A 25,611-nucleotide genomic window follows, 5' to 3' on the forward strand; every position below is an offset into this window, starting at 1 on the left:
TGCGACAACGCCCGCCTACGAACGCAGTGCCGACGGCGCGACGCCCAGCCAGCGATGAAAGCTGCGCCGCATGTTTTCGGTATCGCCGAAACCGCACTCGTTCGCCACGCGCTGCAGCGACGCCGCCCCGCTTTCGAGCGCCGCGCGAGCGGCTTCCACGCGCAGTTTCTCGACGGCCTTGGCAGGCGTGAGGCCGGTTTCCGTCTGGAACGCCCGCGCGAACTGACGCGGGCTCATGCACGCCTGCTCGGCCAGGTCGCTCACGCGCAGGCGCGCGCCGAGATTGCGGCGAATGTGGTCGAGCAACGGCTTGAAGCGCCCTTGCGCGCTGTCGAGTTCGATCAGCGCCGAGAACTGCGACTGTCCGCCGGGGCGCCGGTAGTACACGACCAGCCGTTTCGCGACGGCGCGCGCGAGCCGCTCGCCGCGATCCTCGCCGATCAACGCGAGCGTCAGGTCGATGCCGGCCGTGATGCCGGCACTCGTCCAGAACGGCCCGTCGTTCACGTAGATGCGATCGAGCGCGAGCCGCACCTGCGGAAACGCCCGCGCAAACCGCTCGCCGCAGCCCCAGTGCGTGGTCGCCAGCCGGCCGTCCAGCACACCGGCGGCGGCCAGCAGCAGGCTGCCCGAGCAGACACTCGCCACCCGGATGCCGCGCGCCGCGCAGCGCCGGACGAACGCGCACGTCGCCGCGTCGGCCATCGCGGCATCGACGCCGTCGCCGCCCGCGACCAGCAGCGTATCGAGATCCGCCGCATCCGGCAGCGGTTCGGCGTGCCAGCTCACGCCCGACGAACTGCGCACCAGCCCCGGCTGCGCCGCGACGATGCGAACCGCGTAATACGGCGTGCGCGCGTAGTCGGCCATCTCGAACGCGGAAACGGGCCCGGCGGCATCCAGCACCTGGAAACCGGGATATACGAGCATGGCGACGCGATGGGTCATGGCAGAAAGTGCGGGAGAAATGACATTGCGACGGACAGCGCGCGGCGCGATGCTACACGCCGCTCATACCTGGGGAGATCGTGATGGCCACCACGCCGTTCATCGTCGTATTCGCATTGTTCGATCATGTCACGCAGCTCGATTTCACCGGGCCGGACGAAGTGTTCTGGCGTCTGCCGGGCGCGCGGATCCGGCGCGCCTCGGTGCGCGGCGGATCGATTCGCGCGGACAGCGGCCTGACCGTTGCCGAGGTCGAGCGGCTCGCCGACATCGCGCATGCCGATCTCGTCTGCGTGCCGGGCGGGCTCGGCGTGATCGATGCGATCGCCGACGCTGCATTCGTCCGCGAGGTGCGCCGGCTCGCGCTCGGCGCCCGCTATGTTACCTCCGTGTGCAGCGGGTCGCTGGTGCTCGGCGCGGCCGGGTTGCTGCAAGGCCGGCGGGCCGCCTGCCACTGGGCGTGGCGCGACCTGCTGCCGCCGTTCGGCGCGATCGTCGACGAAGGCCGCGTGGTGCGCGACGGCCCGGTCGTCACGGGCGGCGGCGTCACCGCCGGCATCGACATGGCGCTCTCGGTGATGGCCGACCTGGCCGGCCCGGCCTACGCGCAAGCGGTGCAGCTCGGCATCGAATATGCGCCCGAGCCGCCGTTCGACTGCGGACGTCCCGAGCGGGCCGCGCCGGACATTCTCGCGTCGGTGTCCGCGCTGTTCGAGCGCGTGCGGCCCGATCGTCATGCGGTCGTGGCGCGTGCGGCGCAGCGCCTCGCGCAGCCCGACGCGAACCGACAACCGGCATGACGCGCACGCGGGCCCTGCCGGATCGGCGCGACGCCGTTACTTGTCTGCCGCAAACGCGCTCGACATCTGCCGCGCCCGCTTCACGTCGTCGCCGTGCAGGTAGATCGACGTCGTCGAGATCGACGCATGCCGCAGGTTGTCGCGCACGGTCGTCAGCTCCGCGCCGCGCGCCAACGCATGCGTCGCATGCGTATGACGCATCCAGTGCGGGCTCGCCTGCCGCAGCTTCTGCGCGAGCGCGGGGTTGTCGGCCTCGACCTGATCGGCCGTCTGCGTGAAGAAACGCTGCATCACCTTCCACAGCCGCACGCTCGTGATCGCGGCCGCGCCGTCTTCCGCGAGGCTCGCGATCAGCGGCGTATCGGGCCGCCAGCGCACCGGCGTGACCGGCAGCCGGCGGGCGACCAGGTAACGGTCGAGCGCCGTGCGCGCGAGCGGCGGCAGCGCGACGCGCGCGGCCTTGCCGCCCTTGCCGACCACCTTCAGCCACGCGTCGCCGTGCGCATCCGTCTCGATGCCGCCGAGCGTCGCGCCGACCAGCTCGCTCGCGCGCAGCCCGGTCGCATATCCGAAATCGAGAATGAAGCGCAGCCGTTGCGCGGCGGCCGGCGTCCAGCCCGACTGCGGCGCACCGGCCGCCGTGCCGGTGCGGAACTCGAGCCCGTCGGCGATCGTGCGCACGAGCAGCCATTCGCCTTCGGTGAACGCGTGCGACGTGTCGAGTGCGTTCGCGCCGCGCGTGTCGCGCACCTTGACGCCCGCGAACGGATTCGCCAGCAGGTAGCGCTGTTCGATCAGCCAGCGAAACAGCGCGCCGAGCACCGACAGCGTGTACGCCGCCGAACGCGCGGACAGCGCGCCCGAGAACGGCCGCCAGTCGGGCGCGCCGCGCGGCCGCACGGGCCCGACCCAGCGTTCGTGCGGGCTCGGGCGCCGCACGAATGCGCGATACGCGACCGCGTCCTCGGTCGTCAGGGACGACAGCGCGCGGCCGCGCTCGACGATCGCCCACAGGATCAGCCGCTCGGCCTCCTTCCGGTACGCACGCCGCGTCGCGGCCGATTCGTGCAACGACAGCCACGCGTGCACGGCCGCGTAATCGTTGTCCGCATCGAGCGTGCTGGTCGCGCGCGGCGCGCGGAACGTACCGGCCGAGCCGTCGACCTCGTGCGGCAGCTTCAACTGCTCCCACGGCACGATGCTGCCGCGCGGCGTCGCCGCGATCAGCGCGCGCGCCCGTTCGGTCAGGTCCGGATGCGCGGCGAAAAACGCCTCGATGTGCCGCGCACCGGCCACGCCGAGGCCCGCGATCGCACGCCACCACTGGCGCCGGCGCGGAATCCGCACCGTGAGATCGGCGAGCGTCGCGATCCCGTGCGCCCGCAGCGCGGCGACCGCACGCGCGGGCAGCCACAGGCCGACGTCGTCGCTGATCTGCGGGACCGGCGCGCGCGCATGACGCAGCAGGCCGATCGCTTCGGCGGCCGCCTTCGCCTCCCGAATACGCTCACCGTCGGGATGACCGAGACGCTCCGCGAGATCGGGCCGGCCGGCCTGTCGTGCGACGCGCACGAGGCGGCGGCGAATCCCGCCGATCACGCCGCGCGCCGAGCGCCCTTCGCCGAGACGATCGGGCAGGTAGCGTTCGACGGCCTGGCGCACGGTCATGCCCGCGTACCATGCGCGCAGCGCGGCCAGTTCGTCGGCGTCGGGATAACCTGCGGGCGCAGGCGCGGAATCGGAGGAAGGCGGTGAGGCGAGGCGCGGTTTCATGGGCGCCAGTTTGACAGAAGCGCGCGCGGCCGGATACGTCGCGCACGGCGTTCCGGGGGCGGCGGGCGCCGAAGCGCGCCGGAAGATCGCAGCGGTGACACGTAGCGCGAACGAATGCGAGGATCGATCGAATTGCGGTCGCTTCACCCGTTTCATCGCTGTGGAATCGATTGCCGTGCGGATCGACATGTCACGCCCCGATACGAGTCGCGACATCGTCGATCCGCGTGCGACACCGAAACCAAACGGGAAACGAGCGCTTGGTACACGCCTGCTATGCTGCGCACTGCATTCGCGCATCATTCGTCCGCCGCTTCCTTGCATGACGCTGCGGCGCGCGGGTTCCGCACTGAATGGCGCCGAGCGCCCCTACGATCCGCCGCAGGCCGCCGACGGTTTCGCAACAGCGTCAACGCATGTCGATTTCAGGCCGTCGAACAACAAAATCCATACCGACAAGCACGCCAATTCCATGACATTCCGACTTCTCGCCGCGCTCGCTGCCGCGGCCTTGAGCTGCGCCGTGCTGCCCACCGCCCACGCGCGCACCTATGTCCCGCCGACAGCGTCGTTCGGCAACGGGCCTTATGTGCATCGGTTCGTGCTGCGCGACCCCGTCACGCACCGGCCGCTGCCGAATGCGCGATACCGGTTGCTGCTGCCCGGACACGCGATCGCGGGGCTGCCGCCCCATCAAGCAGGCGGCAACAGCGTCGTGTTCGGCACGACCGATGCCGCCGGACGCACCGTGCGGATCCGCCTGCCCGCGCGGTACCCCGAGAGCCAATGGGCGCTTCAGCCTGTCGTGGGCGAAGGCGACAGCGGCGGGACGTTTCAGGTGATCGACGAAGATACGGGGCGGCCCTACGGCCATTACCCGTACGTACTCGACGTGACGGGGGAATACCTCGTCTGCGGGCGCATCGATGCCAACGGCTACACCGTCTTCGTGCAGTCGAACGTGGACCGCAAGCTCAGGTTGCGTCGCACGGTATTGCGCGCGCCGGCGGACACCGACTGGTGTGCGGGGCCCGGCACGGACATCGCCAATCATGCCGGCGATCCGGGCACGCCCGATCTCTACACGCAGTATCTCGGCAGCCTGGTCGCCGACGGCCGGCACCTCGGCCGGGCACTCCGGGAACAGATCGCGGCCAAGATGATCGCGCTGGCGATTGCCGAGCGGGACGAAGGGCGCATCGACACCGCGCTCGACGCGGGCAATTTCTCGGGCGACCTGTTGAACGGCATCGGCTACGACCTCGTCAACGCCGGCCTGAAGATCGATCGTGCGATGGCGATGATCGATGCGCGCCTCGCGCAGTCACCCGATGACCCGTATGCGCTCGACAGCAAGGGCTGGGCGCTCCATCGCCTCGGTCGCGACGACGAAGCGCTGACGTGGTTCGACCGGTCGATCGCGATCCTCGCGAAGGAAGGCGACGCGGACAAGGACGTGCGCGAAGCCCACGCGACCGGGCTGACGCACAAGGGCGAAGCACTGTGGAAGTTGGGCCGCGCGGATGACGCGCGCGATGCGTTCGCGCAGGCGCGGAAGATTCAGCCGGACAACGCGGACCTGGAAGAAACACTGAAGCGGCTGAACGTGGGGGCGAGCCCGGACGGCGCGGCGTCGCCCCGTACGAGCAGTACGAGCGGTACAAGCGGTACGTAAGCGCACGCACGCGCCGCGCGCCGTGATTTCAGGGAGCGACGCCGCGTAACGCGTCGTCACTCCTCGCCTTTCGCGCCAGGATTGAGCATCACGACGAAGCCGGCCACGCCGACGACCAGCGCGACCGCGCCGCCGCGCAGCGCCATCGCGTTGTCGAACAATAGCCCCGTCACGACGGCCATCATCCCCACGAGCGAGACGAACACGGCGATTGCCGCGACGACGATCCGGGATTGGCGGCGTATCATTGCGCCCCCTCCGGGTTACGCGGCCGCAGCCGCTACGTCGGCATCGTCGCCGCGAATCAGCAGCACCGGGCACTTCGAGCCGCGCACGAAGCGCTCGGCGACGCTGCCGAGCAGCACGCGCCGGATGCCGCGCCGCCCGTGCGTGCCGACCACCGCGAGATCGATCCCGCCTTCCTTCACGTAGCGCTGCAGGCGTTCCGAGATGTCCTCGCCGATGCTCTCCGTCTCGACGAGTTCGGCCTCGCCTTTCGCACCGGCGAGCGCGATGACCTGTTCGGCTTCGCGCAGCACCTTGCGCCCGTCGTCGCGCATTTCCTCGACGAGCGCGTGCGGATCGAAACGGCCCGCGTAAGTGAACAGCACCGACTTGTCGACCACATACACGGCACTGACGTGCGCGTCGCCTGCCAGCGCGACCTTTACGGCCTCGGCAAGCGCCAGTTTCGACGAAGCGCTGCCGTCGACGGCCACCATGATCTTCTTGTACATGCAAACCTCGCTGGGGTGAATTGCCGCGCGGCTGGGTGCGCGCGGCCTGTCACCATCATCGGCGGACGGCTGGTTCGAATGTTGACGGCGATCAAGCGAGCGCCCATGCCGGCTGCGACCGGCCGACGCAGGGCACGGCACACGCGCCGGAGCCCGCACGCTTGTGCGTCTTCGCGTATGCGGCGCGCGATACGCGTGCCTGTCGAACCCGCCGGCGCGCGACGGAATCCGCCGGGCCCGCGGCGGCCGCGCGCCGCCCGCGCGCACCGGAATCGAGCGGTCACCATGCCGAAGGCGCTATCATCGGATGTGCGACTTTCGTCCGGCCCTTATTTGCCGGCCCACTTTCAACTCGCTCAACCGACATGACAACGACTACCGAACGCGTGGACGGCGCCGCCCAGCATCTCGTCGCCGCCCGCCATGCCGGCTCGCCCGGCCCGCTGCTGCCCGATGCACTGCGCCCCGACGACATCGACACCGCGCTCGCGATCCAGCAGCGCGTGGCCGACCTGCTCGGCGAATCCGTCGGCGGATGGAAATGCGCGCTGCCGCCGCCCGACCGCGTGATCCTCGCACCGATCTTCGCGTCGACGATCCGCGAAGCCGATGCGCCGTACCGCGTCGTCGGCGGCCCGATCGTGCGGATCGAACCGGAAATCGCGTTTGTGCTCGATCGCGACCTGCCCGCGCGCGAACAGCCGTACGACGAACAGGACGTGCGCGACGCGATCCGCGAAGTGCGCATCGTGCTCGAGGTGCTCGGCTGCCGCTATGCGGAGCCCGCGCGCGCGTCGAAGTTCGAGCTGCTGGCCGACGGGCAATTCAACCAGGGGCTGTGCGTCGGCCCGGTCGTGCCCGACGGGCTGAACGTGCCGCTCGAGACGCTGGCGCTGTCGTTCGAAGGCGCGCTGAACCGCACGATCGACGGCCGCCATCCGGACGGCGATCCGCTGAAGCCGCTGGTGTGGCTCGTCAACTTCCTCGCATTGCGCGGCGACCCGGTGCGCGCCGGGCAGATCGTGACGACCGGATCGTACGCGGGCGCGATCGACGTGCCGCTCGGCGATGCGCTGACGGTTCGCTTCGGCGAGCTCGGCAGTTTGTCGGTGACGTTGACGGCCTGATGCACGCGGCGCGCGGGCCCGGCTGACCGGCCGGCCCCGGTCGCCAATCGCCGCCGGCCGGCCGTTCAACCATCCCTGGAAACCATCCCTGGACGACGTGACGTCCATGACAAACCGCAGCAACTCACACAGAGTGACTCCGATGGGTGAAACGACGGGCCCGTTCGACGCGGGTGTGGGCACACCGCGCGACCACACCCTGACCATCGAGACGCTGACGAAAGACATCGCGCGGAACTGACTCCGCGAGCGCTCGCGCTCCGCGCCGGCGCGACTGCCCTGCCATCCGCTCTTTCGGCCACACCGTGATAACGTTGCACATCCCCGCGCGCACCGCGCCCTACCCGTTGGCATGCGCACCGCTTTCACGCCGATATCAAACATGTCGCTGACACCGCTTCCCGCCCTGCTCGACGAAACCCTGCGCACCGTCGTGCGCCGCTACCGGCTGCCGCCGCTCGACAGCGCGTCGTCGCCGGCCGACGCCGCGAACCCGGCCGCCACGCTCGCGATCGTGATCGAGGAAGCGCGCAGGATGCGAAGCGACGGGCACACATCCGACGCAGCGCTGCGGCAGCGCTTCATCGACGCCCTCGCGCAGATGATCCGCGATGCGATGGATACACATTCCGGCGATCCCGCGTTTCAGGCCGCGGTGCTGCGGCACGATGCGCCGAGCGTGCGCGAATACGCGTCGTTGTCGGCACACGCGGAGCAGGACCGTCGCGCGCTGCATTCGGCCGTCAACGCGATCGCGCACCCCGCCAAGCTCGAGCGCAGCGCCCGGCCGTGGCAACGCGACGGGCTCGCGCGGCTGCATGCGGCCGCCACCGGCGCGTCGTGGGCCGATCTGCGCGACACGCTGCGGCACCTGCTCGCACTGCCCGACATGAAGACCGACCCGGCCTTCGAACAAGACATCGTCAAGCTGAAAGACAGCCCCGCGCTCGAACGCCTGCTGCGTGTCGACGCCCTGGCATCGGACGAGCACGTGCGCCGCTACCGTGCGTTGTGGGTCCGCCAGGGCCCGCTCGAAGGCAGCTCGGTCGCCGTTGCACAGGGCGTCGCATCGCAGCAGCGCGGCGCAGCCGTCGAAGCGCTGGCCGCGCAGGCGCTCGACGCGCTGGCCCGCAGGCTCGACGCCGTCGACGCACGCCGCACGTACCGGGTGGTGACGTCGATGCGCGTGCCGTCGTCGATACCGGGCCGGCACGATCGCGCGAAAACCGAATGGGACGCGATCCTGCTCGAACGCCCTCGCGGCGACGACCCGGCGCCCGCGTGGAACGTGCGCTTCCTCGTCGAAGCGAAAGCGTCCGCGGATGCCGCGACGACCGACCTGCCGCGGCTGCTGCGCGGCCTGACCCTGCTCGCGCAGGCCGACCCGGACACGATCTATTCGTTCGAGACGCACCAGGGCACGGTGCGCGTGCACGGCGCGTCGCTGCGGGCGCTGACGACCGACGACGCCGCGCTGCAACGGGAAGTGCTCTATTGCTGCGATGCGTCCGCGGACGCGACGCCGCGCCTGCTGGGCGCCGCGAGCCGGATGCAGTTGCTGTCCGCGCAAGCCAGCCTCGAGTACGCGAGCGCGCTCGCGCAACAGCCGCATACCACCCCTGACGGCCTCGGCGTCGTCTGGCAGGCGCTGCTGACGATGCCGCAATGGCATGCGGTGCTGCACCAGTACCCGTCGTTGCGGCAGGTGCGCGAGCTGATGGTGGCGATCGACGACTTGCGGGCCGCGATCGACGAGGTCGATGAAGGCGGCGCGGCCAGCAGCGTGTACGCGTGACGCACGAAACGAGCCGCCGCGCGGCGTCCGGAACGCGCGGCCCGCTCAGTTGGTGAGCACACCGAACGGCAGCGTCCATCCTGCCAGCCGGCCACCATCCCCCCATCGATCGCCGGCCGCATCGCACGGCAGCAGAATCGGCGCGGCCGCGCATTCGAGCGTTTCCTTCGGCGTATGGCCGAACTCCGCCTTGAACAGCCGGTGGAAATACTTCTCGTCGGGAAAACCGTGCGCCCACGCGATTTCCGCGATGCGCTGATGCCGGCGCTGCGGGTCGCCGAGCACGTGGTACGCGTGACGCAGCCGCCGCCGCGTGATCTGCCGCATCACGCCGCCGTCTTCCTTGAACAGCTGGTAGAGCCGCGCTCTCGACACGCCGATGTCGCGGCAGATCCGGTCGGGATCGAGGTCGGGCTCCAGCAGATGCACGTCGATGTAGCGGCGGACCCGCTCGGCCAGCGCCCCGTCGATCGGGCCGCGTGCGTCGTGCAGCGCCTGTGCGGTCGGTGCGACGGCCGCGGCGAGCAGCAGCAGCATCGACTGGACGATGCTCGGGATCTCGTGCGTGCGCAGATTCGGCAGATTGCGGAACAGCGACAGCATGTGGTCGCCGAGCAGCCGCCCGACGCCGCTCGTCAGCGTCTGCCCGTGCGCCTGCGCCGCATGGCTCGGCAGCAGGTACCTGGGCACGACCAGGCTGATCACGTCGCCGGCCTCGACCCTGCAGTCGTTGATCTGCGCGACGTCGTACACGAACACGTCGCCGGCGCCTTTGATCAGTTCGGGCCCGCCGGTGTGGCTGGCCATCCGGCCACCGAGCAGCAGGGTGAAGCGGATCGAATCCTGTCCGTCGAGGCGGATCCGCCGCGTGGTCCGATGCACCCGGTAGGCCGGCGCGCGCGATCGCCAGTGGCGGCCCGACAGGATCAGCGGGCCGAGTGCCGCGCCGCTCGCTTCCGCGTCGAACGCGCCGTGGCCGCCGTCGTCTTCCAGGCGGCAGTCGCACAGCATGTCCTTGACCCAGACGTGGAACCTGTCCCGCTCGGGGTAGTCGATGGTGCGAAACTTGAAAACGGGGACGAATGCCGCTTGATCCATGACAGTGTTTTTATCGAGCCGACACGAGAGGATAGATCGGTTCGCAGATTATCGGACCAAACTGCGCCGGCGCAAGGCCGGCGCGGCACATCGTCCACCCATGCGGTCGACGGGCGCCTCGCGACGGGCGCCGTCGTTGCCGCGGCCATCAGCGTTGCGGATGGCATTCCCAGTTGTTGTACGTCGGCCGATCGATCGGCGTGAGCCCCGGAATCATGAACACCGTACAGCCGAAACGCCGCCCCTTGCCGGTCGTCGCGTCGTAACTCACCTTCTGGCCACCGAGCCCGTCCTTCTTCCCGTACTGCACGTTGGCGATCGTGATCTCGTCCGACGACGCGAGCCCGAGCGTCTTCGCGGTCGATGTCTGCACGTCGACCATGTTCATCTGCGTCGAACCGCACGCGGACAACACGAGGCCGGCGGCCGCCGCGCCCAGCGCCGTCCGCAAGGTGACGGCGCATTGCAGGATCTGCTTCATGGTTTCTCCTTCGAATTCCCGGTGGGGCACGATTACGAGCCCGGCGTAAAAAAGCTGGACTGGATCTGGCTGCCGACGTTCGCGACGAACGATTGCCAGACGAGCGCCATCGCCCCCGCGGCATTGACGGACAGCGCCGGCCACGACCCGTCCTGCGGATCCAGCGTCGACGTGCTCCACACCCCGTTCCGATAGCCGGCCACGAGGAGGAGCGACGCGTTCGGTGTGCCCGTGTCCTGCCAGGCGACGGTCACGTTACCGGCCGCGTCGATCACCAGCGGCGGGTACTGGAGCGCCGCCCCGTTCAGGTGTTCCGTCAACCGCTGCAGCGCCCCCCAGTTTCCGCCGGCATCGGACACGCTAGCCTGCAGCACCGCGCCCCCTTCCGCCCACATCGCCGCGGCCACGCCGTTTTCGTTGACGGCCAGCATCGGCGTCGCGATGAAACCCGTCGGCTCCGCGATCGCCGGCGCCACCGGCTGCGAGGGCTGCCATCCGGTTCCGGCGACGTAGCGCTGCGACATCGTGGCGGTGTAGATCTTCCCGCCCGTCACGTCGAGTTGCCCCCAGAGCAGCGTGATGTTGCCCTTCGCGTCCATGCCGGCGACCGGCGAGATGATCGTCGTGAACAGGCTCGTATTCGATACGGCCTGGTTGACGTTGGTCCAGCCGTTGGTCGCGTCGTAGGTGGCCGTCCACAACGCCGACTTCGTATGGTTGGTCTGCCGCCACGCGAGCACCGCGCGGCCGGACGACAGGACCGACAGCATCGGCCTCACGTTGTCCGTATCGCCGGTCACCGCGCCCGGCCCGGTCTGCACCGGCATCTGGACCAGCGCCGTCGGCGACCACTGTCCGGCCTGCGTATAGCGCGTCCACGCGATGCGCGTGTCGAGCAGGCTGATCGACTGTGTCCATGTGACGAGCGCGTTGCCCTGGCTGTCCATGCCGGCCGAATAGGACGAGCCGGCCATGTCCGGCACCAGTGCGACCGGGGTGCCCCAACCGCCATTCGGGGTGTACGGGCGTGCCCACAGGGCGTACGTGTTGGGGCCCGGCGTCCACTCGGTCCAGAAGGCGACCGCCTGCCCGCTCGCGTTGCCGACCAGTTGCGGCTGCACCCCGGTCAGCGAATTCATCGCATGCGAACCGTCGCTCGTGTCGAGCCGCGTCGCGCTTCCCCAACCCGAGCCCGGCACATAGCGTGCGCCCCACATCTCGTTGCCGGTCGTGCCGGCCGTGCCGTTGGTCATCCAGGTGGCGAGCGCGTTGCCGCTCGCGTCGATGGTCACGCTCGGCTCGCCTTCCGGCCCCTTGCCGTCCACCGCGGCGGCCTTCGACCAGCCGGCCTGCGGCTGCGTGGTCCCGCCGCCCGTCGGCCCGCCGTTCGAGCCGCCGCCGGGCGAGGTCGAACCGGACGGTGAACCGGAATTGTTCGGCGACGACAACGATGCGCCGCCGTTCGTGGCAACGTCGTCACCGCCGCATGCGGACAGCGCGAGCGCGGCTGCCATGACCATCCATGCAATGGGTTTCATCGGAATCCTCTTTTTCTCTTTCCGGCGTACTCTCGTCTGCCGTTCGCCGATACGCCTTATCGCACCGATCGGCCTCTTGATAAGCATTGCTATTTAACAGGCATGAAAACCGGCATCCGTTCGCCCCCCGTCATGATCGGCTGCATCGTGCGGATCGATGCGAACACCGCCCTCGGCAGACCGCCCCCGTCCGGCAGCGAGGACGCCGACCGACGTCTGTCGTCGAAGGTCCGTCGCTGCCGGCTGCATCTTAATTCAGGCGGTCCGGATTCAAGGTGGCGATGCGTCCACACTGAGTGGACTTCCATTTCGCCGGCCCGCCTGCGCGCGCTCGCGGCCGGGGCCGCGGGTGCGGTACGATACGCGCCGGGGCAAAACGCCTCACCTGAGAGACCCGGCCGCTGCGGCCCCACACCCGGCACAAGAAAAAATGCCCAGAAACCCATTTCTGTACCGACACCTGTTCGCCGCGCTGGCGGCCGGCCTGTTCTGGATTCCGGCTGCCCATGCCAGCGGCGACGATGGCTGCTACGCGCCGACCACACTCCGGCAGACCGCCTACTCGTGCGCCAACGTGCCGATGCTGAGCCCCGCGAACGACACGCGCATCAACGCAATGCTGATGATGGTCGACAGCGCCAAGGTCGCGCAGGCGTTTCCGGACCCGAAGACGATCCCCGCGAAAGACCGGATCAACCAGATCATCGTGCCGTTTCCGATGGACTTCTCCGGGTGGATCTACATCGGGCAGAAGGAGCCTGACACGACCGCCAAGGCCGGCAACGCGGCGGATAGCGACGCGTCGTCGAACCGCTACGCCGACGGCGAAGGCAGCATCTGCCGCGGCATGAACTCGGGCGCCGACGCGTTCAACGACGCACTGGGCGGTGCCGGCGGCCTCCCCGCCGACGAAGCCGCACGCCTGCGCGCGGCCCGCGCCGACATCGCGCAGAAGACCTGCAACGCCGGCGGCGCGAGCGCCGCGTGGACGAAACCGCCGGTCAAGTCGCCGCTCGGCCAGCAGTTCGCCGCGTACCTCGACGGCACGAACGCGTTCTACCGCGCCGATTTCCTCACCGCGACCCGGGCCTTCGCGAACGCGTCGCACAGCGCGAACCCGTGGCTGAAGGAAACCGGGCTCTACATGGCCGGGCGCGCGCAGCTGAACGCCGCGCAGGCCAACGTGTTCGACAACGACAACCCGACGCCGTCGCTCGGCCGCGTGACGAAGGTGTCGCTCGACGCCGCGAATACGGTGTTTCGCACCTACCTGAAGATCTATCCGCAGGGACGCTACGCGACCTCCGCGAACGGGCTGTTGCGGCGGGTCGCATGGCTCGGCGGCAACGTCACGCAGCAGGCCGACCTGTACGGCCACGCGCTCGCGCGCTGGTCGCCGACGACGTCGAACGTGCCGCTGATCCAGCTGGCGAACGAACTCGACAGCAAGCTGCTGTTCGGCTCGGAATTCGACGCGCGCCAGATCCAGTCGCCGACCGTGCTCGCGACCGTCGACCTGCTGCGCATGCGCACGTCGGACAACAGCGATTCGAGCCGCAGCAAGCCGCTGCCCCTGGACGAACTGCAGGCGCAGAAGCCGCGCTTCGCGAACGCGCCCGCGCTCTACGACTACCTGCTCGCGACCTGGTATGTCCAGATCGGGCACAAGCCGGACGCCGCGCTCGCCTTGCTGCCGCAGGCGCCCGCCGAGCCGCTCGACTACTTCGGCCTGAGCCAGCAGGCGCTGCGCGGGTTCGCGCTGGAGGATAGCGGCCAGGCCGACAAGGCGCGCCAGCTGTGGCGCGACCTGATCCCGCTCGCGAAATTCCGCTTCCAGCGCGAGGCGCTGGAACTCGCGCTCGCGATCAACCTGGAACAGGCCGGGCTCGTCAACGACGCGTTCGCCGACGATTCGCCCGTGCAGAACGCCGCGATCCGCGCCGTTCTGCTGCGGCGCGCCGCCAATGCGGACCTGCTGCGCGCGCAGGCACAAAACCCCGCGGCCGGCAGCGCGCTGCGCGACACCGCGCTGTACACGCTGTTGTACAAGGAACTCACGCGTTCGCACTACGCCGAGTTCATCGCAGACGCCGCGCTGGTATCCGGCACGCCTGCCGATCCGTTGAAGCCGTTCGTCGCGCCCGGCGCGAAAAACGAAGACGGCTACACGTGCCCGTCCGCGCGCGACATCGCGGCGACGCTCCAGCAGAATCCGGCCGACGCGAAAGGGTTGAACTGCCTCGCCGATTTCGTGCGCGTCAACCCGCTCACGGCCAACCTCGAAGGCGATGCGGTGCCTCCGTGGATGCGCAACGCGTCGTCGGCGAACGCCGCGCGCGTACCGCCGACGCTCGGCGCGGCGCCGTCGCAGTTCGCGGGCAAGCCGTACGAGCGGATGTCGAGCTACGTGACGGTGATGGCCGATGCGCAGGCGAACCCGAACGACCGCGCGTATGCGTACTACCGCGCGATCAGGTGCTATGCGCCGGCAGGCTCCAACGAATGCGGCGGCAAGGATGTGCCGAAGAACGTGCGCAAGCGCTGGTTCGATACGCTGAAGGCCAGCTACGCGGGCAGCCTGTGGGCGCAGAAACTCCGCTACTACTGGTAAGCGCCGCGTGAAGCGTGTCGCGAATGTCGCGTATGTCGCGTATGTCACGTGTATGGCGCTGCTGCTGGCCGGACGCGTCGCGCTGGCCGGCACCGTCGATGCCGCGCAGTACGACACGTTCTGGCTGTGGGCGGGCGTGAAGCCGCAGGCGGTCGTGCGCGGCGCCCGCGCCGTCTACGTGCTGCAAGGGCAGATCGAGGCATCGCCGCGCGACGAGTCGCAAGTACGCGTGATCGCGCAGGGCGTCGCGCTGCCACCCGCGCCGCATGCGCGCGTGTGGCTCGTCTATCGCGCGCATACGCTGCGCTGGACGCCGCGCGTCACGCAGATCATGCTCGCGCAACTTGAACGCTGGCGCGCGTCGGGTCGCACGATCACCGGTATCCAGATCGACTTCGATGCACGCACGCGCCACCTGCAGGACTACCTCGAATTCCTGCGGACGCTGCGCGAGACGCTGCCCGCCGATTGCCGGCTGAGCATCACGGGGCTGCTCGACTGGAGCAGCCGCATCGATACCGACCAGGTCAACCAGCTCAGGGGGATCGTCGACGAAGTCGTCGTGCAGACCTACCAGGGCCGCCGCACGATCCCCGACTATGCGGACTACCTGCCGCGCGTCGCGCGGCTGCAATTGCCGTTTCGCATCGGCATCATCCAGGGCGGCGAATGGGATGCGCCGCCCTACCTCGCGGCAAACCCGTGGTTCCGCGGTTATGTCGTGTTCCTGCGCAACGGGTAGCGGGAAACACGCGACGACGTCGATCGTTCCCGTGCCCCGGATTCATTCCGGGCGCGGCGAGCCCGCATCCACGTACACCCACGCGCTGACGCCCGATTCAAGCACCACGCGATCGCGGCGATACGCGTCGACTTCGTAGTCGTCCGCGTGCTGCAGTTCCTCGCGCGTGATCGCGAACACGGTGCCCGTAACGCGGTCGCCCGGTCGGCCGGTATAGGCCACCATCGGATGATGCGTCTTCCCGCTCGTCGCGACCACCTCCGGATCGTCGATCTTCAGCATCGTCATCGCGTAACCGGGCATCGCATCCTCGCGACCGTCGAGCCTGCGGCCGAAGGTGGCGAGCTGCACCGGTTCGAGTTGCAGCGTGCCATAGGAAAAGAGGTGCTCGGAGAAAGTCGGGGCAGTGCTGGACATGATCGAACTCGACAAAAAACAGGACAAACGAAACGTCACGCAGATCGTCCGCTGGCTTACGCACCACCCGCGATCGCGCCGCCGAGCCCGGCAAGCGCAATCACGAGCAGCGCACCCGCCGACGAGGCCGTGATCCATCGTTGCTTGCGGTGAATCAGCGGATGGTTGATCGCGGCCATGTAGCCGGTCATGATCGTGAAATCGACCGCGATCCACAGCAAGGCCAGGATGGCCAGGCTCACGCGGGAATCCGGCGTGATGCCGACGAACTGCGGAAAGAACGCGACGAAGAACAGCAGGTCCTTCGGGTTCGCGATGCCGACGAGAAAACCGCGCACCACACCCGGCAACCGCCACGCTTGCGACGCCGGTTCGCCTGGCGCGGCACCGTTGGCGTCGCGCGTACGGCCGGCGCGCCATTCGCCGAGCAGCGTCCGGACGGCCAGCACCGCGATGAAGACGCAACCCGCCACGTGCAACCCCGTGAGCAGGCGATCGCTGACGAGCACGACGCCGAACACCATCAGCATCGCCCCCGCGATCATCACGAGGCTCGCGGCATTCGCGCCCACCGCGGTCAGCATGCCCTGGCGGAACCCGCGCCGCGCGACGGTGCCGACCACGAGCATGACGACGGGGCCGGGCGTCGCGATGAGCAGCACGATCGCGGCGAGATAGGCGAACAGCAGCGGGTAATGGAGTGCCATGATAAAAAGTTGTTGGATGGATCGACGCGCGTGCGCGCTACGATGGCATCATCGGGATTCAGCGCGGCGGATTGCACGGTTTTTTGCAGTATCGCGTGCCCGGCCCGCTGCTGAAAAGCGGAAAATCCTGTCGAATGACATGAGTTTTATTCATATTCAAGCCCCGTGAAGGCCAAACCGCTCCCCCCTGTCTACGCGTTGCGCGCATTCGAAAGCGCCGCGCGCACCGGCGCGTTTACGCTTGCCGCCGAGGAACTGAGCCTCACGCAGAGCGCGGTGAGCAAGCACGTCAGGACGCTCGAGGCCTACTTCGGCCGGAAACTGTTCGTCCGGCGCGGCCCCAGGATGACCGTGACGGCGGAAGCGCAGATTTTCGCGTCGGGCCTGCGGCGCGGCTTCCGGCAGATCGAGGAAGCCTGCATGCTGTTCCAGTCGCAACGCGACGTGCTGCGGCTCAAGGCGCCGTCCACGCTCACGATGCGCTGGCTGCTCGACGCGCTGGCCGCCTTTCGCGACACGCGGCCCGCATTCGAGGTGCAGATCGCGAGCGTGTGGATGGATGTCGACACCGTCGATTTCTTCAGCGAATCCTACGATTGCGCGATCCTGCTCGGCACGGGCAAGTTCGGCGAGGCCACGCAGTGCGTGAAGCTGTTCGACGAATGGCTGATTCCGGTGTGCTCGCGTGCGACCGCGACGGTCGCACGCACGAATCCGGCGGCGTGCGAGCTGATCCACCCGTCGCCCGACCGGCGCGACTGGCGCCGCTGGCTCAAGAGCAGCGGCCACGACCTGGACGTGGACATCACGCGCGGGCAGGTATTCGACATGCTCGAACAAGGCATCGCGGCGGCCATCGCCGGCCACGGCATCTCGATCGGCGATCTCGCGCTGTGCGCGACGGCAATCGACGAGAAGCAACTCGTGCTGCCGTTCAAGACGGCCGTCAACACCGGCGACGCGTACTACCTCGTCTGGCCGGACGACTCCGGCAAAGCCGCGCAGGTACGCGAACTCCTCGCGTTCCTGGAAGGCCGGATGCCGCGCCTGACGTTTCCGGGCATCCGCTTCAACGGGCCGGGCTGAACCCTGCGGCCGCTTGGGCGACGGGGCAACAGGCGCTGACGGGCGCTACCGGCCACGGTTACCGGGTGCCGCCAGCCGTCCAAAAACGACGCAGCCCGCGAAGCGGGCCTGCGTCGAGCGTCACCGTTACGCCTGCACGAAAGCCAGCAGGTCGGCGTTGAGGACGTCCGCGTTGACCGTCAGCATCCCGTGCGAATAGCCCGGATAGGTTTTCAGCGTGCCGTTCTTCAGCAGCTTGACCGACTTCAGCGCGGCATCCGCGATCGGCACGATCTGGTCGTCCTCGCCATGCAGCACGAGCGTCGGGACGGAGATCGACTTCAGGTCTTCGGTCTGGTCCGTTTCCGAAAACGCCTTGATGCCTTCGTAATGCGCTTTGGCGCTGCCTTCCATCCCCTGCCGCCACCAGTTCCGGATGACGCCCTGATGCACGGTTGCACCTTCGCGGTTGAACCCGTAGAACGGGCCGCTCGGGACATCGAGGAAGAACTGCGCGCGATTGTCGGCGAGCGCCTTCCGGAAGCCGTCGAACACCTCGAGCGGCAAGCCTTCGGGATTCGAATCGGTTTTCAGCATCAGCGGCGGCACCGCGCTGACCAGCACCGCCTTCGCGACGCGGCCGGCCGGCTCGCCGTGCTTCGCGACGTAGCGTGCCACTTCGCCGCCGCCGGTCGAGTGACCGATATGCACCGCATTGCGCAGGTCGAGCGCTTCGACGACCGCGAACGCATCGGCCGCGTAGTGATCCATGTCGTGGCCGTCCGACACCTGCGCCGACCGGCCGTGGCCGCGCCGGTCGTGCGCGATCACGCGATAGCCCTTCTGGACGAAGAAGAGCATCTGCGCATCCCAGTCGTCGCTCGACAGCGGCCAGCCATGGTGGAACATGATGGGCTGCGCGTCCTTCGGGCCCCAGTCCTTGTAGAAAATCTCGACGTGATCCTTCGTTGTGACGTATGGCATCGCGATGCTCCTGTGACGTGGATGAACATGGCACTCTGGCCGGGAGCCATTATCGGACAGTATTGTTAAACGATGACGCCACGATGCAAGCGAGCGTCGGCAATCGGGTCAACATGGTCGCTGCCACGAAGGGCGAACGATGGGGCTGCGTCAGCTGTAAAAGGCTGGAATGGGCCAAATAGACGGCGTCAGATCGGCTGAGTCAGTTCGGCCGATCTCCGCCACCGGCAACGTCGGTATCAACGTCTGCTGTTCACCCCAAAACAGCCACCCAACGCTCACAGGCGCGTTTTCCCGAACGCAGAAACAGCAATGAATGGGGCTGCGGCACGCCCTGATGGAGCCGTTGTCCTAGCGTAAGAGCTCGACAATCACGACATCGGTGTCGTCTCGCGCCCTCAACACGAGCCGCGTTTCATTGCGAACGGCAATGCCATCGCGTTGCGCCAGCCTGATCGGCCCTACGTCCAGTCGCCCATGATCCGCAACCAGGTAAGCCGAACCGGGCATCGGCAAAACGTGCTGCATTGCCGTGCCTTCGCGCAGCGTCGCGATACGCAAACGTGCGTCGGCGTGAATGGGCAATGCGCCGACGCGGACATCCTCCGGATCGCCGCTCGCCAGCGTGACGAATCGACCCTCGCGACATCCGGGCGAACAGACGCGCGTCGCGCAGCGCGGTGTACCGGCAGGTGTGTGCGGACGGAGCCAGACCTGGAACTGCCGCGCGGGCATGTTTTCCTCGTTGCGCTCGGCATGATGGATCGCCGTGCCGGCACTCATCACGTGGACGCAGTTGGCAACCAGGCGCGCGCGATTGCCCGCATCGTCCTCGTGGGTGATGGCCCCCGAACGTACCCACGTGACGATCTCGACGTCGCGGTGAGCACGAAGCCCGAGTCCCGCGTGCTGCGCGAATTCGATGTCGTTCCACATATGGAGCGGACCGAGCGGCGCATGGTCGGCGTGCCCGACGTCGCCCGCGCGGAAATGCTGGCGGACATCGACGCCGTCGCGCCGGATTGCGTCAAGCGAAGGAAATGGCCGATGTTCAATCATGGCAATGATCGATTCGAGTGCGCCGGGCGTGGATCGCGATCGTCGAAGACCGCGTCCACCACATCCCGCGCGCTCAGCCTGGCTCAGATCTGCTGCTGGCCGCCGTCGACGAACAATTCGATGCCGTTCACGAAGCTCGCGTCATCCGAGGCCAGGAACAGCGCCGCGCCGGCGATCTCTTCCGGTTCACCGAGGCGCCCCATCGGAATCAGGGAAGCGAGGTAATCGGCGAGCCCTTGCCGTTGCGCGGCGTCGTCACCGGCGAGGTCGAGCAGGCCGGGCGTGCGAGTCGCGCCCGGGCTGATCGTGTTCACACGGACGCGGCGCTCCTTGAGGTCGAGAATCCAGCTGCGTGCAAAGGCCCGCACCGCCGCTTTCGAAGCCGAATACACGCTGAACGCCGCGGTGCCTGCGCTACCCGCCGTCGAGCCGGTGAGAATCACCGATGCGCCCTCGGCAAGCAGCGGCAGCGCCTTTTGCACCGTGAACAGCACGCCCTTCACGTTTCGGTCGAAGGTGTCGTCGTAGTGCGCTTCGGTGATGCTGCCGAGCGGCAGCATCGAGCCGCCGCCGGCGTTCACGAACAGCACGTCGAGGTGCCCCTGTTCTTCCTTGATTTGCGCATACAGCGCGTCGAGCTCATCCAGCCTGGTGGAATCCGAACGTACGCCGGTCGCCTTGCCGCCGGCTTCGCGAATGCCCTGCACGGCGGCATCGAGTTCGGCCTGGCGGCGGCCCGTGAGATAGACATGAGCGCCTTCCGCCGCGAAGCGTTGAGCGGTGGCGAGACCGATACCGCTGGTTGCGCCGGTGACGAGTGCGATCTTGTTGTCGAGTTTGCGTGCCATGGTGATTCTCCTTGCGGTTGGTAAGTGGGTCACTGCGTTCGGTGTTGCGTGCTGCGATGTGAGGAGAATATCGACGGCCCGATCTTTTCGAAATAGAATTAATCGCAATCAAACGTTGCATAAATGAAATGATGAGGGGAAATGGCTCAACTACCTGATTTCGAGGGGCTGGCGATGTTCGCGAAGGTGGCCGAGCACGGGTCGTTTGCGGCTGCCGCGCGTGCGACGGGGGTGTCGGTCGCCACGGTCTCGCGCGGTGTCGCCCGCCTGGAGGAGCGGTTGGGCGCACGACTGTTCAATCGCACGTCGCGCCAGCTCTCGCTCACCGAGTTCGGCCGGACAATCAGCGAGAAAGCCGGCGACATCTATCGACAGGCCGAGGAAGCGGAAAGCTCGGCGCGCGAAATGTCGGTGCAGCCGCGCGGGCTGGTGCGTCTGGCCGTGCCGATGTCGTACGGGCTGCGCTGGGTTGCGCCGTTGCTGCCGGGCTTTTTTCGCGCTTATCCGGAGGTGTCGATCGACCTGCATCTGTCGGATGCGTCGGTCGATCTGGTCGCCGATGGGTTCGACGCCGCGCTGCGTATCGCCGCGCTTCCGGATTCATCCCTGGTCGCGCGGCGGTTGTGCGCAGTGACGCAATTCGTGGTGGCGTCGCCCGAATATCTGAGGCGTGAAGGACGGCCCACGCATCCGCGCGAACTGGCGGATCGTCCTTGTCTCTCGTACGCGTACCGCGCGCGTAGCGCTGTATGGCGCTTCACGAACGACCGAGGCGAAGAGGAACCGGTGATGCCGGCGGGCCCGCTGCGCGTGACCAATTCCGATGCGCTGCTGCCGACGCTGCTCGATGGCCTCGCGATCGCCGAGCTGCCTGAATTCATCGCGGGCGAATACCTGGCCGATGGCCGCCTCGAGGCGATCCTGACTGACTGGTCGCTGACGAAGGGCGGTCTTTATTTCGTTACGCCGTCGGCGCGCGCGCGGCCCGCGAAAGTCGCGGCGCTGTCGGATTATTTTGCCGAGCGCCTTTCCGAGCCAACATGGCGGTGGCCGAAATGATCCATCGGCGCAGTTGATCAGCCGGCGTCCATCGTTGCATTCATGCAATGATGGATTTCAAACGATTCTATTTCGACAATAACGTCCGATCCGTATTCTCCTTTCCACCGGCTGCACGACATTACGTCGCAAGCCACTCGACCAGGCAAAGGAGAATCACGATGAACACGCAAGTCACACCGAACACGCCCGATACCGCGACGGTTGCCTTCCTCGACGCGCTGAACAGCGCCACCGGCCCGGCACTCCGCTTCCAGGGCCTCATGTGGCCGGTGGCCGACCACGCATTCGACAATGCCTCGTATGACGCCTTCGCCAATGGCTACTTCCTGAGCCGCGACTTGATGAAGTGGTTCTGGAATGCCTACACGATCGACGAAGCCGAGCGCAACGAACGCTATGCGTCGCCGCTGCGCGCGTCGCTCGACGAATTGAAGGGCTTGCCGCCCGCGCTCATCCAGACGGCGCAGTTCGACGTGCTGCGCGACGAAGGCGAGGCATATGGGTATCGGCTCGACCAGGCGGGCAACGACGTGACGACGACCCGGTACAAAGGCACGATCCACGACTTCGGCCTGCTCAACGTGCTTGCTGCCGACGCACCGACGCGCGCTGCCGTGCAGGAGATGGCGACTGCGTTGAAGACGCGTCTGCAATGAATCGCATCCTTTCACGCCTTTATCGAGCCGATCATGAACAACGCCAAACAACTGCTTTTCGCTTACCTCGAATCGATTCGTGACCCACGCGCGGCCGGCGCACTGTTTGCCGACGATGGTGTGCTGGAACTCCCTTATCTGAAGTCGCTTGGCATTGACGGGCGAGCACAGGGGCCAAAAGCGGTCGAAGGCTTCATTGCCTCGCTGCTCGCGAAAGTGCCGGATTTTGCGTTCCGAAACGTGCGGCTGCTGATCGAAACGCCTGAGCAGGTATTCGCCGAATATGAAGTCGAAGCGCTCGTTCCATCGACGGGGAAAATCTATCGCCAGTTGTACGCAGGGCGGCTGGTGGCACGCGACGGCAAAATCCTGCTGTTGCGCGAAGCACTGGATACGATGGCTGCGGCACACGCATTCTCGACGGCGCAGCCCATTTGAAGAGATGACGATGAAAGGCCGCTCGATCGATCGAAGCGGCCTGCCGATGTTTCATCCCGGCTGGTCGAACGCGGCTAGCCGCCGCTCGACAACGCGCGAGCGGCGCAGTTCGGCCCGAAGCGGACAGCGCGCCTTTCCCGAAGCAGTCACTCACTGTGACGTTGTAGGTGGCGATTATTCAACGCCTCGAGAAATGAGCCGGGTATTGGTTGCATCTCGCCGTCAGGCCCTATCACACGAATCTGCGGATCATTGACGGCAACTTGCAGCCCCGGCGGCAAGGCAAAGAATTTGATCAAATCGGGTCTATCTACGCCCAATTGATAGAGCGAAATTCTGATGAATTGCCCGGGATTCTGCAAACCAAGTTCATCATTCAAATCTGTGAGCGACCAACCAGAGTCTGTTTCATGAGCGAGATCACGAGTCAGCAGTACACGACACGCGCTCTTGTATTCGGCGTGCACAACTGCACTTTGCCGTAGCGAAGGAAAGTCAGGTTGCAGATCCGTGGCGACGCTTCCGACCACGTCCTTCTGATTGCGCAGGTGCATCAGCGTGCTGTTGACAGAATCGATGAACCTGATCGGAATCTCCTTCATATCGGGTTCGGTGATGCGCAGTGTGTCTGTCGCCCCTCCATCGAGCATCGTTAGCATCCAGCCGATCTGCAGGGTCTCGCCCGCGCGAAATCGCTCGCCGTCGGCGACACGCTGCTCAAGGAAGCGTAGCAGCCAACTGATGTCCTGATCGGGGATCGCACCGTTGGTGACCTGAATCTGGAATTCCGGATGGGCAAACCGCTTGCAATCAACGGTTCTATGAATAGAATCGGTCCGCTGCTGCGCAGCTTGTTTCGAGCCGGTCGATCGAAATAGCGAGCGAAAATGCATAGTTCACGTTCTTGGGTGGCAGGCGATTGTCGCCCATCCTGACCATGATATCGAAGGTCCAATGCTGGCCGGAAGTCGCCGGTTGGCGCTCGGTGCGGCTCGACCGGCGGTAGGCAACCCGTTGCGGAGCTTGGCGTCGAAAGTCGAGATGTCTGATCAGTGGTAACAAGCGGTCGCCGCCTGCCTACAGCATGCGAATACCTCGTACGTCATCGACCGCTGTGTACTTGACGAGGGCGCTTACGCGAAGGGGAACGGGCCTTCGAAATGGCCCACGTAACACAAGTGGGAGACCGCTGACTGACCGCGACCTGTCCAGCGATGGAGCATGTATGCAGGTGGTTCGAGAAAAGAAGCGGGCTGCGCGTCCGCTTCAACGCGCAGCGCAATCTGGGTGGTCGTGCTCGGGCAGGTGAGTACCGGAACGCTCCCAAGACGCGTCTGCATTGACCGGTGGACGTGCCCGGCGAGAATGCGATCCACGTTGCTATGCCGCGCAAGAACCCTGGCAAATGCATCCGCATTTCGCAACCCGTAGATGTCCAGATAAGGAATGCCGGTCATGAACGGTGGATGGTGCATGACGATAACCACGGTTCGACTGCGATGCTCGGTAAGTTCACTGTCGAGCCACGCCAAGGTTTCGGCGTCCAGTTCGCCGTGATGTAGTCCAGGAACGGAGGTGTCCAACGCCACGAGGCGTAGTTCGCCCACGTCTAGCGCGAACGAGAGTGCACCCTCGTTCGGAAGCCACGCGTGATCCGAGAACGCGGCTCGCAAATTGCCACGGTCGTCATGATTACCCGGCAGAACCACGAACGGTCGCCTCAACTCGACAAGCAATTCGCGAAGTTTTTGATACTCGTCTTCGGTGCCCTCGTCCGTAAGGTCGCCTGAGATGACAATCAGGTCTGGCTCAGGTCGAATGCGGTTCAGCGAATCGACGGCTGCCGAAAACATGACATTTGAGTCCACAGCGTCTTGATATAGGACACCGTGAGGCCGGACATGAATATCCGAAAGTTGTGCGATGACCGTCATTCAGCGCTCCGTTGAATTTGACCTGCCGGTACTTGGATCACAGAGATTTTGGGCCAGACAAAATTCACCCATCGACAGAGCCTTTCTGTGGCAACGATCTTGCTCCACGCGCTCCCAATTGTGCGTCCGGGTGGCTGATTCGGGATGACACGCAGGCGCTGGGTGATGAAGCACGAAAGACCGCTTCTGCGCCGATCCCGCCCCCTGACGAAGCAATCCCAGACCCGACCCGACGCCGACTGCCTGACAGCTCACATCTCGACTTACGCCCTTCAACCATCCGTCGAGACCGTCACCGCCTCCCACGCCCGGATTTCCTCGTCCAGCGCCGCGAGTTTGCCGCGCACGAGCCGCAGCGCATCGCTGCCGAGCAGCAGATGGGCCGGCGGATGTTGTGCCGCAATGACGGCGAGTATCGCCCGCGCCGCTTTCACCGGATCACCCGGTTGCTTGCCGCTCTTCTCCTCGCGCGCCTGGCGAATCGGGTCGAAGATCGCGTCGTAATCGGCGATCGAGCGCGGCGTGCGCACCATCGACCGGCCGGCCCAGTCGGTGCGGAACGAACCCGGCGCCACGGCCGTCACCGCGATGCCGAACGGCTCGAGTTCCTTGCCGGCGGCTTCGGAAATGCCTTCCAGCGCGAACTTGCTGCCGCAGTAGTAAGCGATGCCCGGCATCGTGATGTGGCCGCCCATCGACGTGATGTTGAGGATGCGCCCGCGCCGCCGCTCGCGCATGAACGGGACGACCGCCTTCATCATCGCCACCGCGCCGAATACGTTCACGTCGAACTGCCGGCGCATCTCCGCGAGCGGCGCTTCTTCCATGATCCCTTCGTGCCCGTAGCCGGCGTTGTTCACCAGCACGTCGACGGGCCCGACGTTCGCCTCGATTTCGGCCACGACACCGTCGATGCGATCGAAATCGGTCACGTCGAGCACGCGCGCGAATGCCCGCGCGGACAGCGCTTCGAAAGCCTGCGCCGCCTGCGCGCTTCTCACGGTGCCGACCACCGTGTGACCTGCGGCAAGCGCCTCCTGCGCGAGCGCGCGGCCGAAGCCGCTGCTGACGCCGGTAATGAGCATGAGGTTTGCGGATGCCATGTGAGCTTCTCCC

General features: G+C 66.9%; 25 protein-coding genes. 10 read left to right on the plus strand and 15 right to left on the minus strand.

From position 1 onward, the window contains the following. Window positions 1-15: 15 nt before the first annotated feature. Window positions 16-948, minus strand: coding sequence for a GlxA family transcriptional regulator (locus FOZ70_RS21840; protein WP_042973773.1), 933 nt, complete (start codon window positions 946-948; stop codon window positions 16-18). A gap of 83 nt (window positions 949-1,031) precedes the next feature. Between FOZ70_RS21840 and FOZ70_RS21845 the strand changes: the two genes are divergently transcribed. Further along, complete coding sequence (locus tag FOZ70_RS21845; RefSeq protein ID WP_021157893.1) at window positions 1,032-1,748, plus strand: DJ-1/PfpI family protein; 717 nt, start codon at window positions 1,032-1,034, stop codon at window positions 1,746-1,748. A gap of 36 nt (window positions 1,749-1,784) precedes the next feature. On the opposite strand, the gene FOZ70_RS21850 is transcribed toward FOZ70_RS21845, so the two are convergent. After that, a complete protein-coding gene (locus FOZ70_RS21850) occupies window positions 1,785-3,521 on the minus strand; it encodes a site-specific integrase (protein WP_021157892.1) in 1,737 nt (578 codons plus the stop codon). Window positions 3,522-3,993: 472 nt separating this feature from the next. Here FOZ70_RS21850 and FOZ70_RS21855 point away from each other — a divergent pair, with 472 nt between their 5' ends. Next, window positions 3,994-5,196 (plus strand): tetratricopeptide repeat protein, encoded by a 1,203-nt coding sequence (locus FOZ70_RS21855; RefSeq protein WP_219706699.1) that lies wholly within the window; start codon window positions 3,994-3,996, stop codon window positions 5,194-5,196. Between the two features lie 56 nt (window positions 5,197-5,252). Here FOZ70_RS21855 and FOZ70_RS21860 read toward each other — a convergent pair whose 3' ends face one another. Both FOZ70_RS21860 and FOZ70_RS21865 read right to left on the minus strand, forming a co-directional pair. After that, on the minus strand, window positions 5,253-5,444 hold the full coding sequence (locus tag FOZ70_RS21860; RefSeq protein ID WP_021157890.1) for a DUF2964 family protein: 192 nt from the start codon (window positions 5,442-5,444) through the stop codon (window positions 5,253-5,255). 15 nt (window positions 5,445-5,459) lie between these two features. Next, a complete protein-coding gene (locus FOZ70_RS21865) occupies window positions 5,460-5,933 on the minus strand; it encodes a universal stress protein (RefSeq protein WP_021157889.1) in 474 nt (157 codons plus the stop codon). 365 nt (window positions 5,934-6,298) lie between these two features. Between FOZ70_RS21865 and FOZ70_RS21870 the strand changes: the two genes are divergently transcribed. Continuing rightward, on the plus strand, window positions 6,299-7,060 hold the full coding sequence (locus FOZ70_RS21870; protein ID WP_060088651.1) for a fumarylacetoacetate hydrolase family protein: 762 nt from the start codon (window positions 6,299-6,301) through the stop codon (window positions 7,058-7,060). Between the two features lie 382 nt (window positions 7,061-7,442). Continuing rightward, window positions 7,443-8,855 carry a 3-deoxy-D-arabino-heptulosonate 7-phosphate synthase gene (locus FOZ70_RS21875; protein WP_219706700.1) on the plus strand — a complete coding sequence of 471 codons (1,413 nt, stop codon included), beginning with the start codon at window positions 7,443-7,445 and terminating at the stop codon, window positions 8,853-8,855. Window positions 8,856-8,900: 45 nt separating this feature from the next. Here FOZ70_RS21875 and FOZ70_RS21880 read toward each other — a convergent pair whose 3' ends face one another. The 3 genes from FOZ70_RS21880 to FOZ70_RS21890 all read right to left on the minus strand — a co-directional run bounded on the left by FOZ70_RS21880 (window position 8,901) and on the right by FOZ70_RS21890 (window position 11,972). Then, window positions 8,901-9,953 (minus strand): AraC family transcriptional regulator, encoded by a 1,053-nt coding sequence (locus FOZ70_RS21880; RefSeq protein WP_059651402.1) that lies wholly within the window; start codon window positions 9,951-9,953, stop codon window positions 8,901-8,903. A gap of 148 nt (window positions 9,954-10,101) precedes the next feature. Next, window positions 10,102-10,434, minus strand: coding sequence for a hypothetical protein (locus FOZ70_RS21885; RefSeq protein WP_034196211.1), 333 nt, complete (start codon window positions 10,432-10,434; stop codon window positions 10,102-10,104). 32 nt (window positions 10,435-10,466) lie between these two features. Beyond that, window positions 10,467-11,972 carry a hypothetical protein gene (locus FOZ70_RS21890; protein ID WP_219706701.1) on the minus strand — a complete coding sequence of 502 codons (1,506 nt, stop codon included), beginning with the start codon at window positions 11,970-11,972 and terminating at the stop codon, window positions 10,467-10,469. Between the two features lie 430 nt (window positions 11,973-12,402). Between FOZ70_RS21890 and FOZ70_RS21895 the strand changes: the two genes are divergently transcribed. Both FOZ70_RS21895 and FOZ70_RS21900 read left to right on the plus strand, forming a co-directional pair. Next, window positions 12,403-14,583: a hypothetical protein gene (locus FOZ70_RS21895; protein ID WP_219706702.1), complete on the plus strand. Its 2,181-nt coding sequence runs from the start codon at window positions 12,403-12,405 to the stop codon at window positions 14,581-14,583. A gap of 52 nt (window positions 14,584-14,635) precedes the next feature. Further along, window positions 14,636-15,325: a DUF3142 domain-containing protein gene (locus tag FOZ70_RS21900; protein ID WP_048028434.1), complete on the plus strand. Its 690-nt coding sequence runs from the start codon at window positions 14,636-14,638 to the stop codon at window positions 15,323-15,325. A gap of 42 nt (window positions 15,326-15,367) precedes the next feature. Here FOZ70_RS21900 and FOZ70_RS21905 read toward each other — a convergent pair whose 3' ends face one another. Both FOZ70_RS21905 and FOZ70_RS21910 read right to left on the minus strand, forming a co-directional pair. Continuing rightward, window positions 15,368-15,742, minus strand: coding sequence for a gamma-glutamylcyclotransferase family protein (locus tag FOZ70_RS21905; RefSeq protein ID WP_219706703.1), 375 nt, complete (start codon window positions 15,740-15,742; stop codon window positions 15,368-15,370). A gap of 56 nt (window positions 15,743-15,798) precedes the next feature. Then, window positions 15,799-16,449, minus strand: a complete 651-nt coding sequence (locus FOZ70_RS21910) for a LysE family translocator (protein ID WP_192387913.1) — start codon at window positions 16,447-16,449, stop codon at window positions 15,799-15,801. Window positions 16,450-16,614: 165 nt separating this feature from the next. On the opposite strand from FOZ70_RS21910, the gene FOZ70_RS21915 reads away from it, so the two are divergent. Continuing rightward, entirely contained in the window at window positions 16,615-17,535 is a 921-nt protein-coding gene (locus FOZ70_RS21915; RefSeq protein ID WP_219706704.1) for a LysR substrate-binding domain-containing protein, read from the plus strand. Between the two features lie 126 nt (window positions 17,536-17,661). On the opposite strand, the gene FOZ70_RS21920 is transcribed toward FOZ70_RS21915, so the two are convergent. The 3 genes from FOZ70_RS21920 to FOZ70_RS21930 all read right to left on the minus strand — a co-directional run bounded on the left by FOZ70_RS21920 (window position 17,662) and on the right by FOZ70_RS21930 (window position 20,405). Beyond that, the gene (locus FOZ70_RS21920; protein ID WP_219706705.1) at window positions 17,662-18,498 is read right to left on the minus strand and encodes an alpha/beta hydrolase; all 837 of its coding nucleotides are present in this window, start codon (window positions 18,496-18,498) and stop codon (window positions 17,662-17,664) included. Between the two features lie 351 nt (window positions 18,499-18,849). Further along, entirely contained in the window at window positions 18,850-19,557 is a 708-nt protein-coding gene (locus FOZ70_RS21925) for a pirin family protein (protein WP_219706706.1), read from the minus strand. A gap of 83 nt (window positions 19,558-19,640) precedes the next feature. Next, window positions 19,641-20,405 carry an SDR family oxidoreductase gene (locus FOZ70_RS21930; protein WP_021157878.1) on the minus strand — a complete coding sequence of 255 codons (765 nt, stop codon included), beginning with the start codon at window positions 20,403-20,405 and terminating at the stop codon, window positions 19,641-19,643. 141 nt (window positions 20,406-20,546) lie between these two features. Here FOZ70_RS21930 and FOZ70_RS21935 point away from each other — a divergent pair, with 141 nt between their 5' ends. The 3 genes from FOZ70_RS21935 to FOZ70_RS21945 all read left to right on the plus strand — a co-directional run bounded on the left by FOZ70_RS21935 (window position 20,547) and on the right by FOZ70_RS21945 (window position 22,561). Beyond that, complete coding sequence (locus FOZ70_RS21935; protein WP_219706707.1) at window positions 20,547-21,464, plus strand: LysR family transcriptional regulator; 918 nt, start codon at window positions 20,547-20,549, stop codon at window positions 21,462-21,464. Window positions 21,465-21,625: 161 nt separating this feature from the next. After that, window positions 21,626-22,123, plus strand: coding sequence for an alpha/beta hydrolase (locus FOZ70_RS21940; protein ID WP_258025695.1), 498 nt, complete (start codon window positions 21,626-21,628; stop codon window positions 22,121-22,123). A 33-nt stretch (window positions 22,124-22,156) separates the two neighbouring features. Then, window positions 22,157-22,561, plus strand: a complete 405-nt coding sequence (locus FOZ70_RS21945; protein WP_219706708.1) for a nuclear transport factor 2 family protein — start codon at window positions 22,157-22,159, stop codon at window positions 22,559-22,561. Between the two features lie 146 nt (window positions 22,562-22,707). On the opposite strand, the gene FOZ70_RS21950 is transcribed toward FOZ70_RS21945, so the two are convergent. The 3 genes from FOZ70_RS21950 to FOZ70_RS21960 all read right to left on the minus strand — a co-directional run bounded on the left by FOZ70_RS21950 (window position 22,708) and on the right by FOZ70_RS21960 (window position 25,598). Continuing rightward, on the minus strand, window positions 22,708-23,454 hold the full coding sequence (locus tag FOZ70_RS21950) for a hypothetical protein (protein WP_059862719.1): 747 nt from the start codon (window positions 23,452-23,454) through the stop codon (window positions 22,708-22,710). Between the two features lie 240 nt (window positions 23,455-23,694). Further along, window positions 23,695-24,495: a phosphodiesterase gene (locus FOZ70_RS21955; protein ID WP_014724549.1), complete on the minus strand. Its 801-nt coding sequence runs from the start codon at window positions 24,493-24,495 to the stop codon at window positions 23,695-23,697. 272 nt (window positions 24,496-24,767) lie between these two features. Then, on the minus strand, window positions 24,768-25,598 hold the full coding sequence (locus FOZ70_RS21960; protein WP_176131511.1) for an oxidoreductase: 831 nt from the start codon (window positions 25,596-25,598) through the stop codon (window positions 24,768-24,770). Window positions 25,599-25,611: the final 13 nt, after the last annotated feature.

The sequence above is a fragment of the Burkholderia sp. COPS genome, assembly GCF_019425585.1.
GTDB classification, from domain to species: Bacteria; Pseudomonadota; Gammaproteobacteria; order Burkholderiales; family Burkholderiaceae; genus Burkholderia; species Burkholderia cepacia.

Coding starts and splice junctions, on each gene's coding strand:
- FOZ70_RS21855 (WP_219706699.1), top strand. CDS start 3,994: ATGACATTCCGACTTCTCGCCGCGCTCGCTGCCGCGGCCTTGAGCTGC.
- FOZ70_RS21900 (WP_048028434.1), top strand. CDS start 14,636: ATGGCGCTGCTGCTGGCCGGACGCGTCGCGCTGGCCGGCACCGTCGAT.
- FOZ70_RS21860 (WP_021157890.1), bottom strand. CDS start 5,444: ATGATACGCCGCCAATCCCGGATCGTCGTCGCGGCAATCGCCGTGTTC.
- FOZ70_RS21905 (WP_219706703.1), bottom strand. CDS start 15,742: ATGTCCAGCACTGCCCCGACTTTCTCCGAGCACCTCTTTTCCTATGGC.
- FOZ70_RS21840 (WP_042973773.1), bottom strand. CDS start 948: ATGACCCATCGCGTCGCCATGCTCGTATATCCCGGTTTCCAGGTGCTG.
- FOZ70_RS21875 (WP_219706700.1), top strand. CDS start 7,443: ATGTCGCTGACACCGCTTCCCGCCCTGCTCGACGAAACCCTGCGCACC.
- FOZ70_RS21945 (WP_219706708.1), top strand. CDS start 22,157: ATGAACAACGCCAAACAACTGCTTTTCGCTTACCTCGAATCGATTCGT.
- FOZ70_RS21910 (WP_192387913.1), bottom strand. CDS start 16,449: ATGGCACTCCATTACCCGCTGCTGTTCGCCTATCTCGCCGCGATCGTG.
- FOZ70_RS21955 (WP_014724549.1), bottom strand. CDS start 24,495: ATGACGGTCATCGCACAACTTTCGGATATTCATGTCCGGCCTCACGGT.
- FOZ70_RS21925 (WP_219706706.1), bottom strand. CDS start 19,557: ATGATTGAACATCGGCCATTTCCTTCGCTTGACGCAATCCGGCGCGAC.
- FOZ70_RS21865 (WP_021157889.1), bottom strand. CDS start 5,933: ATGTACAAGAAGATCATGGTGGCCGTCGACGGCAGCGCTTCGTCGAAA.
- FOZ70_RS21960 (WP_176131511.1), bottom strand. CDS start 25,598: ATGGCATCCGCAAACCTCATGCTCATTACCGGCGTCAGCAGCGGCTTC.
- FOZ70_RS21935 (WP_219706707.1), top strand. CDS start 20,547: ATGGCTCAACTACCTGATTTCGAGGGGCTGGCGATGTTCGCGAAGGTG.
- FOZ70_RS21895 (WP_219706702.1), top strand. CDS start 12,403: ATGCCCAGAAACCCATTTCTGTACCGACACCTGTTCGCCGCGCTGGCG.
- FOZ70_RS21890 (WP_219706701.1), bottom strand. CDS start 11,972: ATGAAACCCATTGCATGGATGGTCATGGCAGCCGCGCTCGCGCTGTCC.
- FOZ70_RS21885 (WP_034196211.1), bottom strand. CDS start 10,434: ATGAAGCAGATCCTGCAATGCGCCGTCACCTTGCGGACGGCGCTGGGC.
- FOZ70_RS21880 (WP_059651402.1), bottom strand. CDS start 9,953: ATGGATCAAGCGGCATTCGTCCCCGTTTTCAAGTTTCGCACCATCGAC.
- FOZ70_RS21930 (WP_021157878.1), bottom strand. CDS start 20,405: ATGGCACGCAAACTCGACAACAAGATCGCACTCGTCACCGGCGCAACC.
- FOZ70_RS21920 (WP_219706705.1), bottom strand. CDS start 18,498: ATGCCATACGTCACAACGAAGGATCACGTCGAGATTTTCTACAAGGAC.
- FOZ70_RS21950 (WP_059862719.1), bottom strand. CDS start 23,454: ATGCATTTTCGCTCGCTATTTCGATCGACCGGCTCGAAACAAGCTGCG.
- FOZ70_RS21850 (WP_021157892.1), bottom strand. CDS start 3,521: ATGAAACCGCGCCTCGCCTCACCGCCTTCCTCCGATTCCGCGCCTGCG.
- FOZ70_RS21870 (WP_060088651.1), top strand. CDS start 6,299: ATGACAACGACTACCGAACGCGTGGACGGCGCCGCCCAGCATCTCGTC.
- FOZ70_RS21845 (WP_021157893.1), top strand. CDS start 1,032: ATGGCCACCACGCCGTTCATCGTCGTATTCGCATTGTTCGATCATGTC.
- FOZ70_RS21940 (WP_258025695.1), top strand. CDS start 21,626: ATGAACACGCAAGTCACACCGAACACGCCCGATACCGCGACGGTTGCC.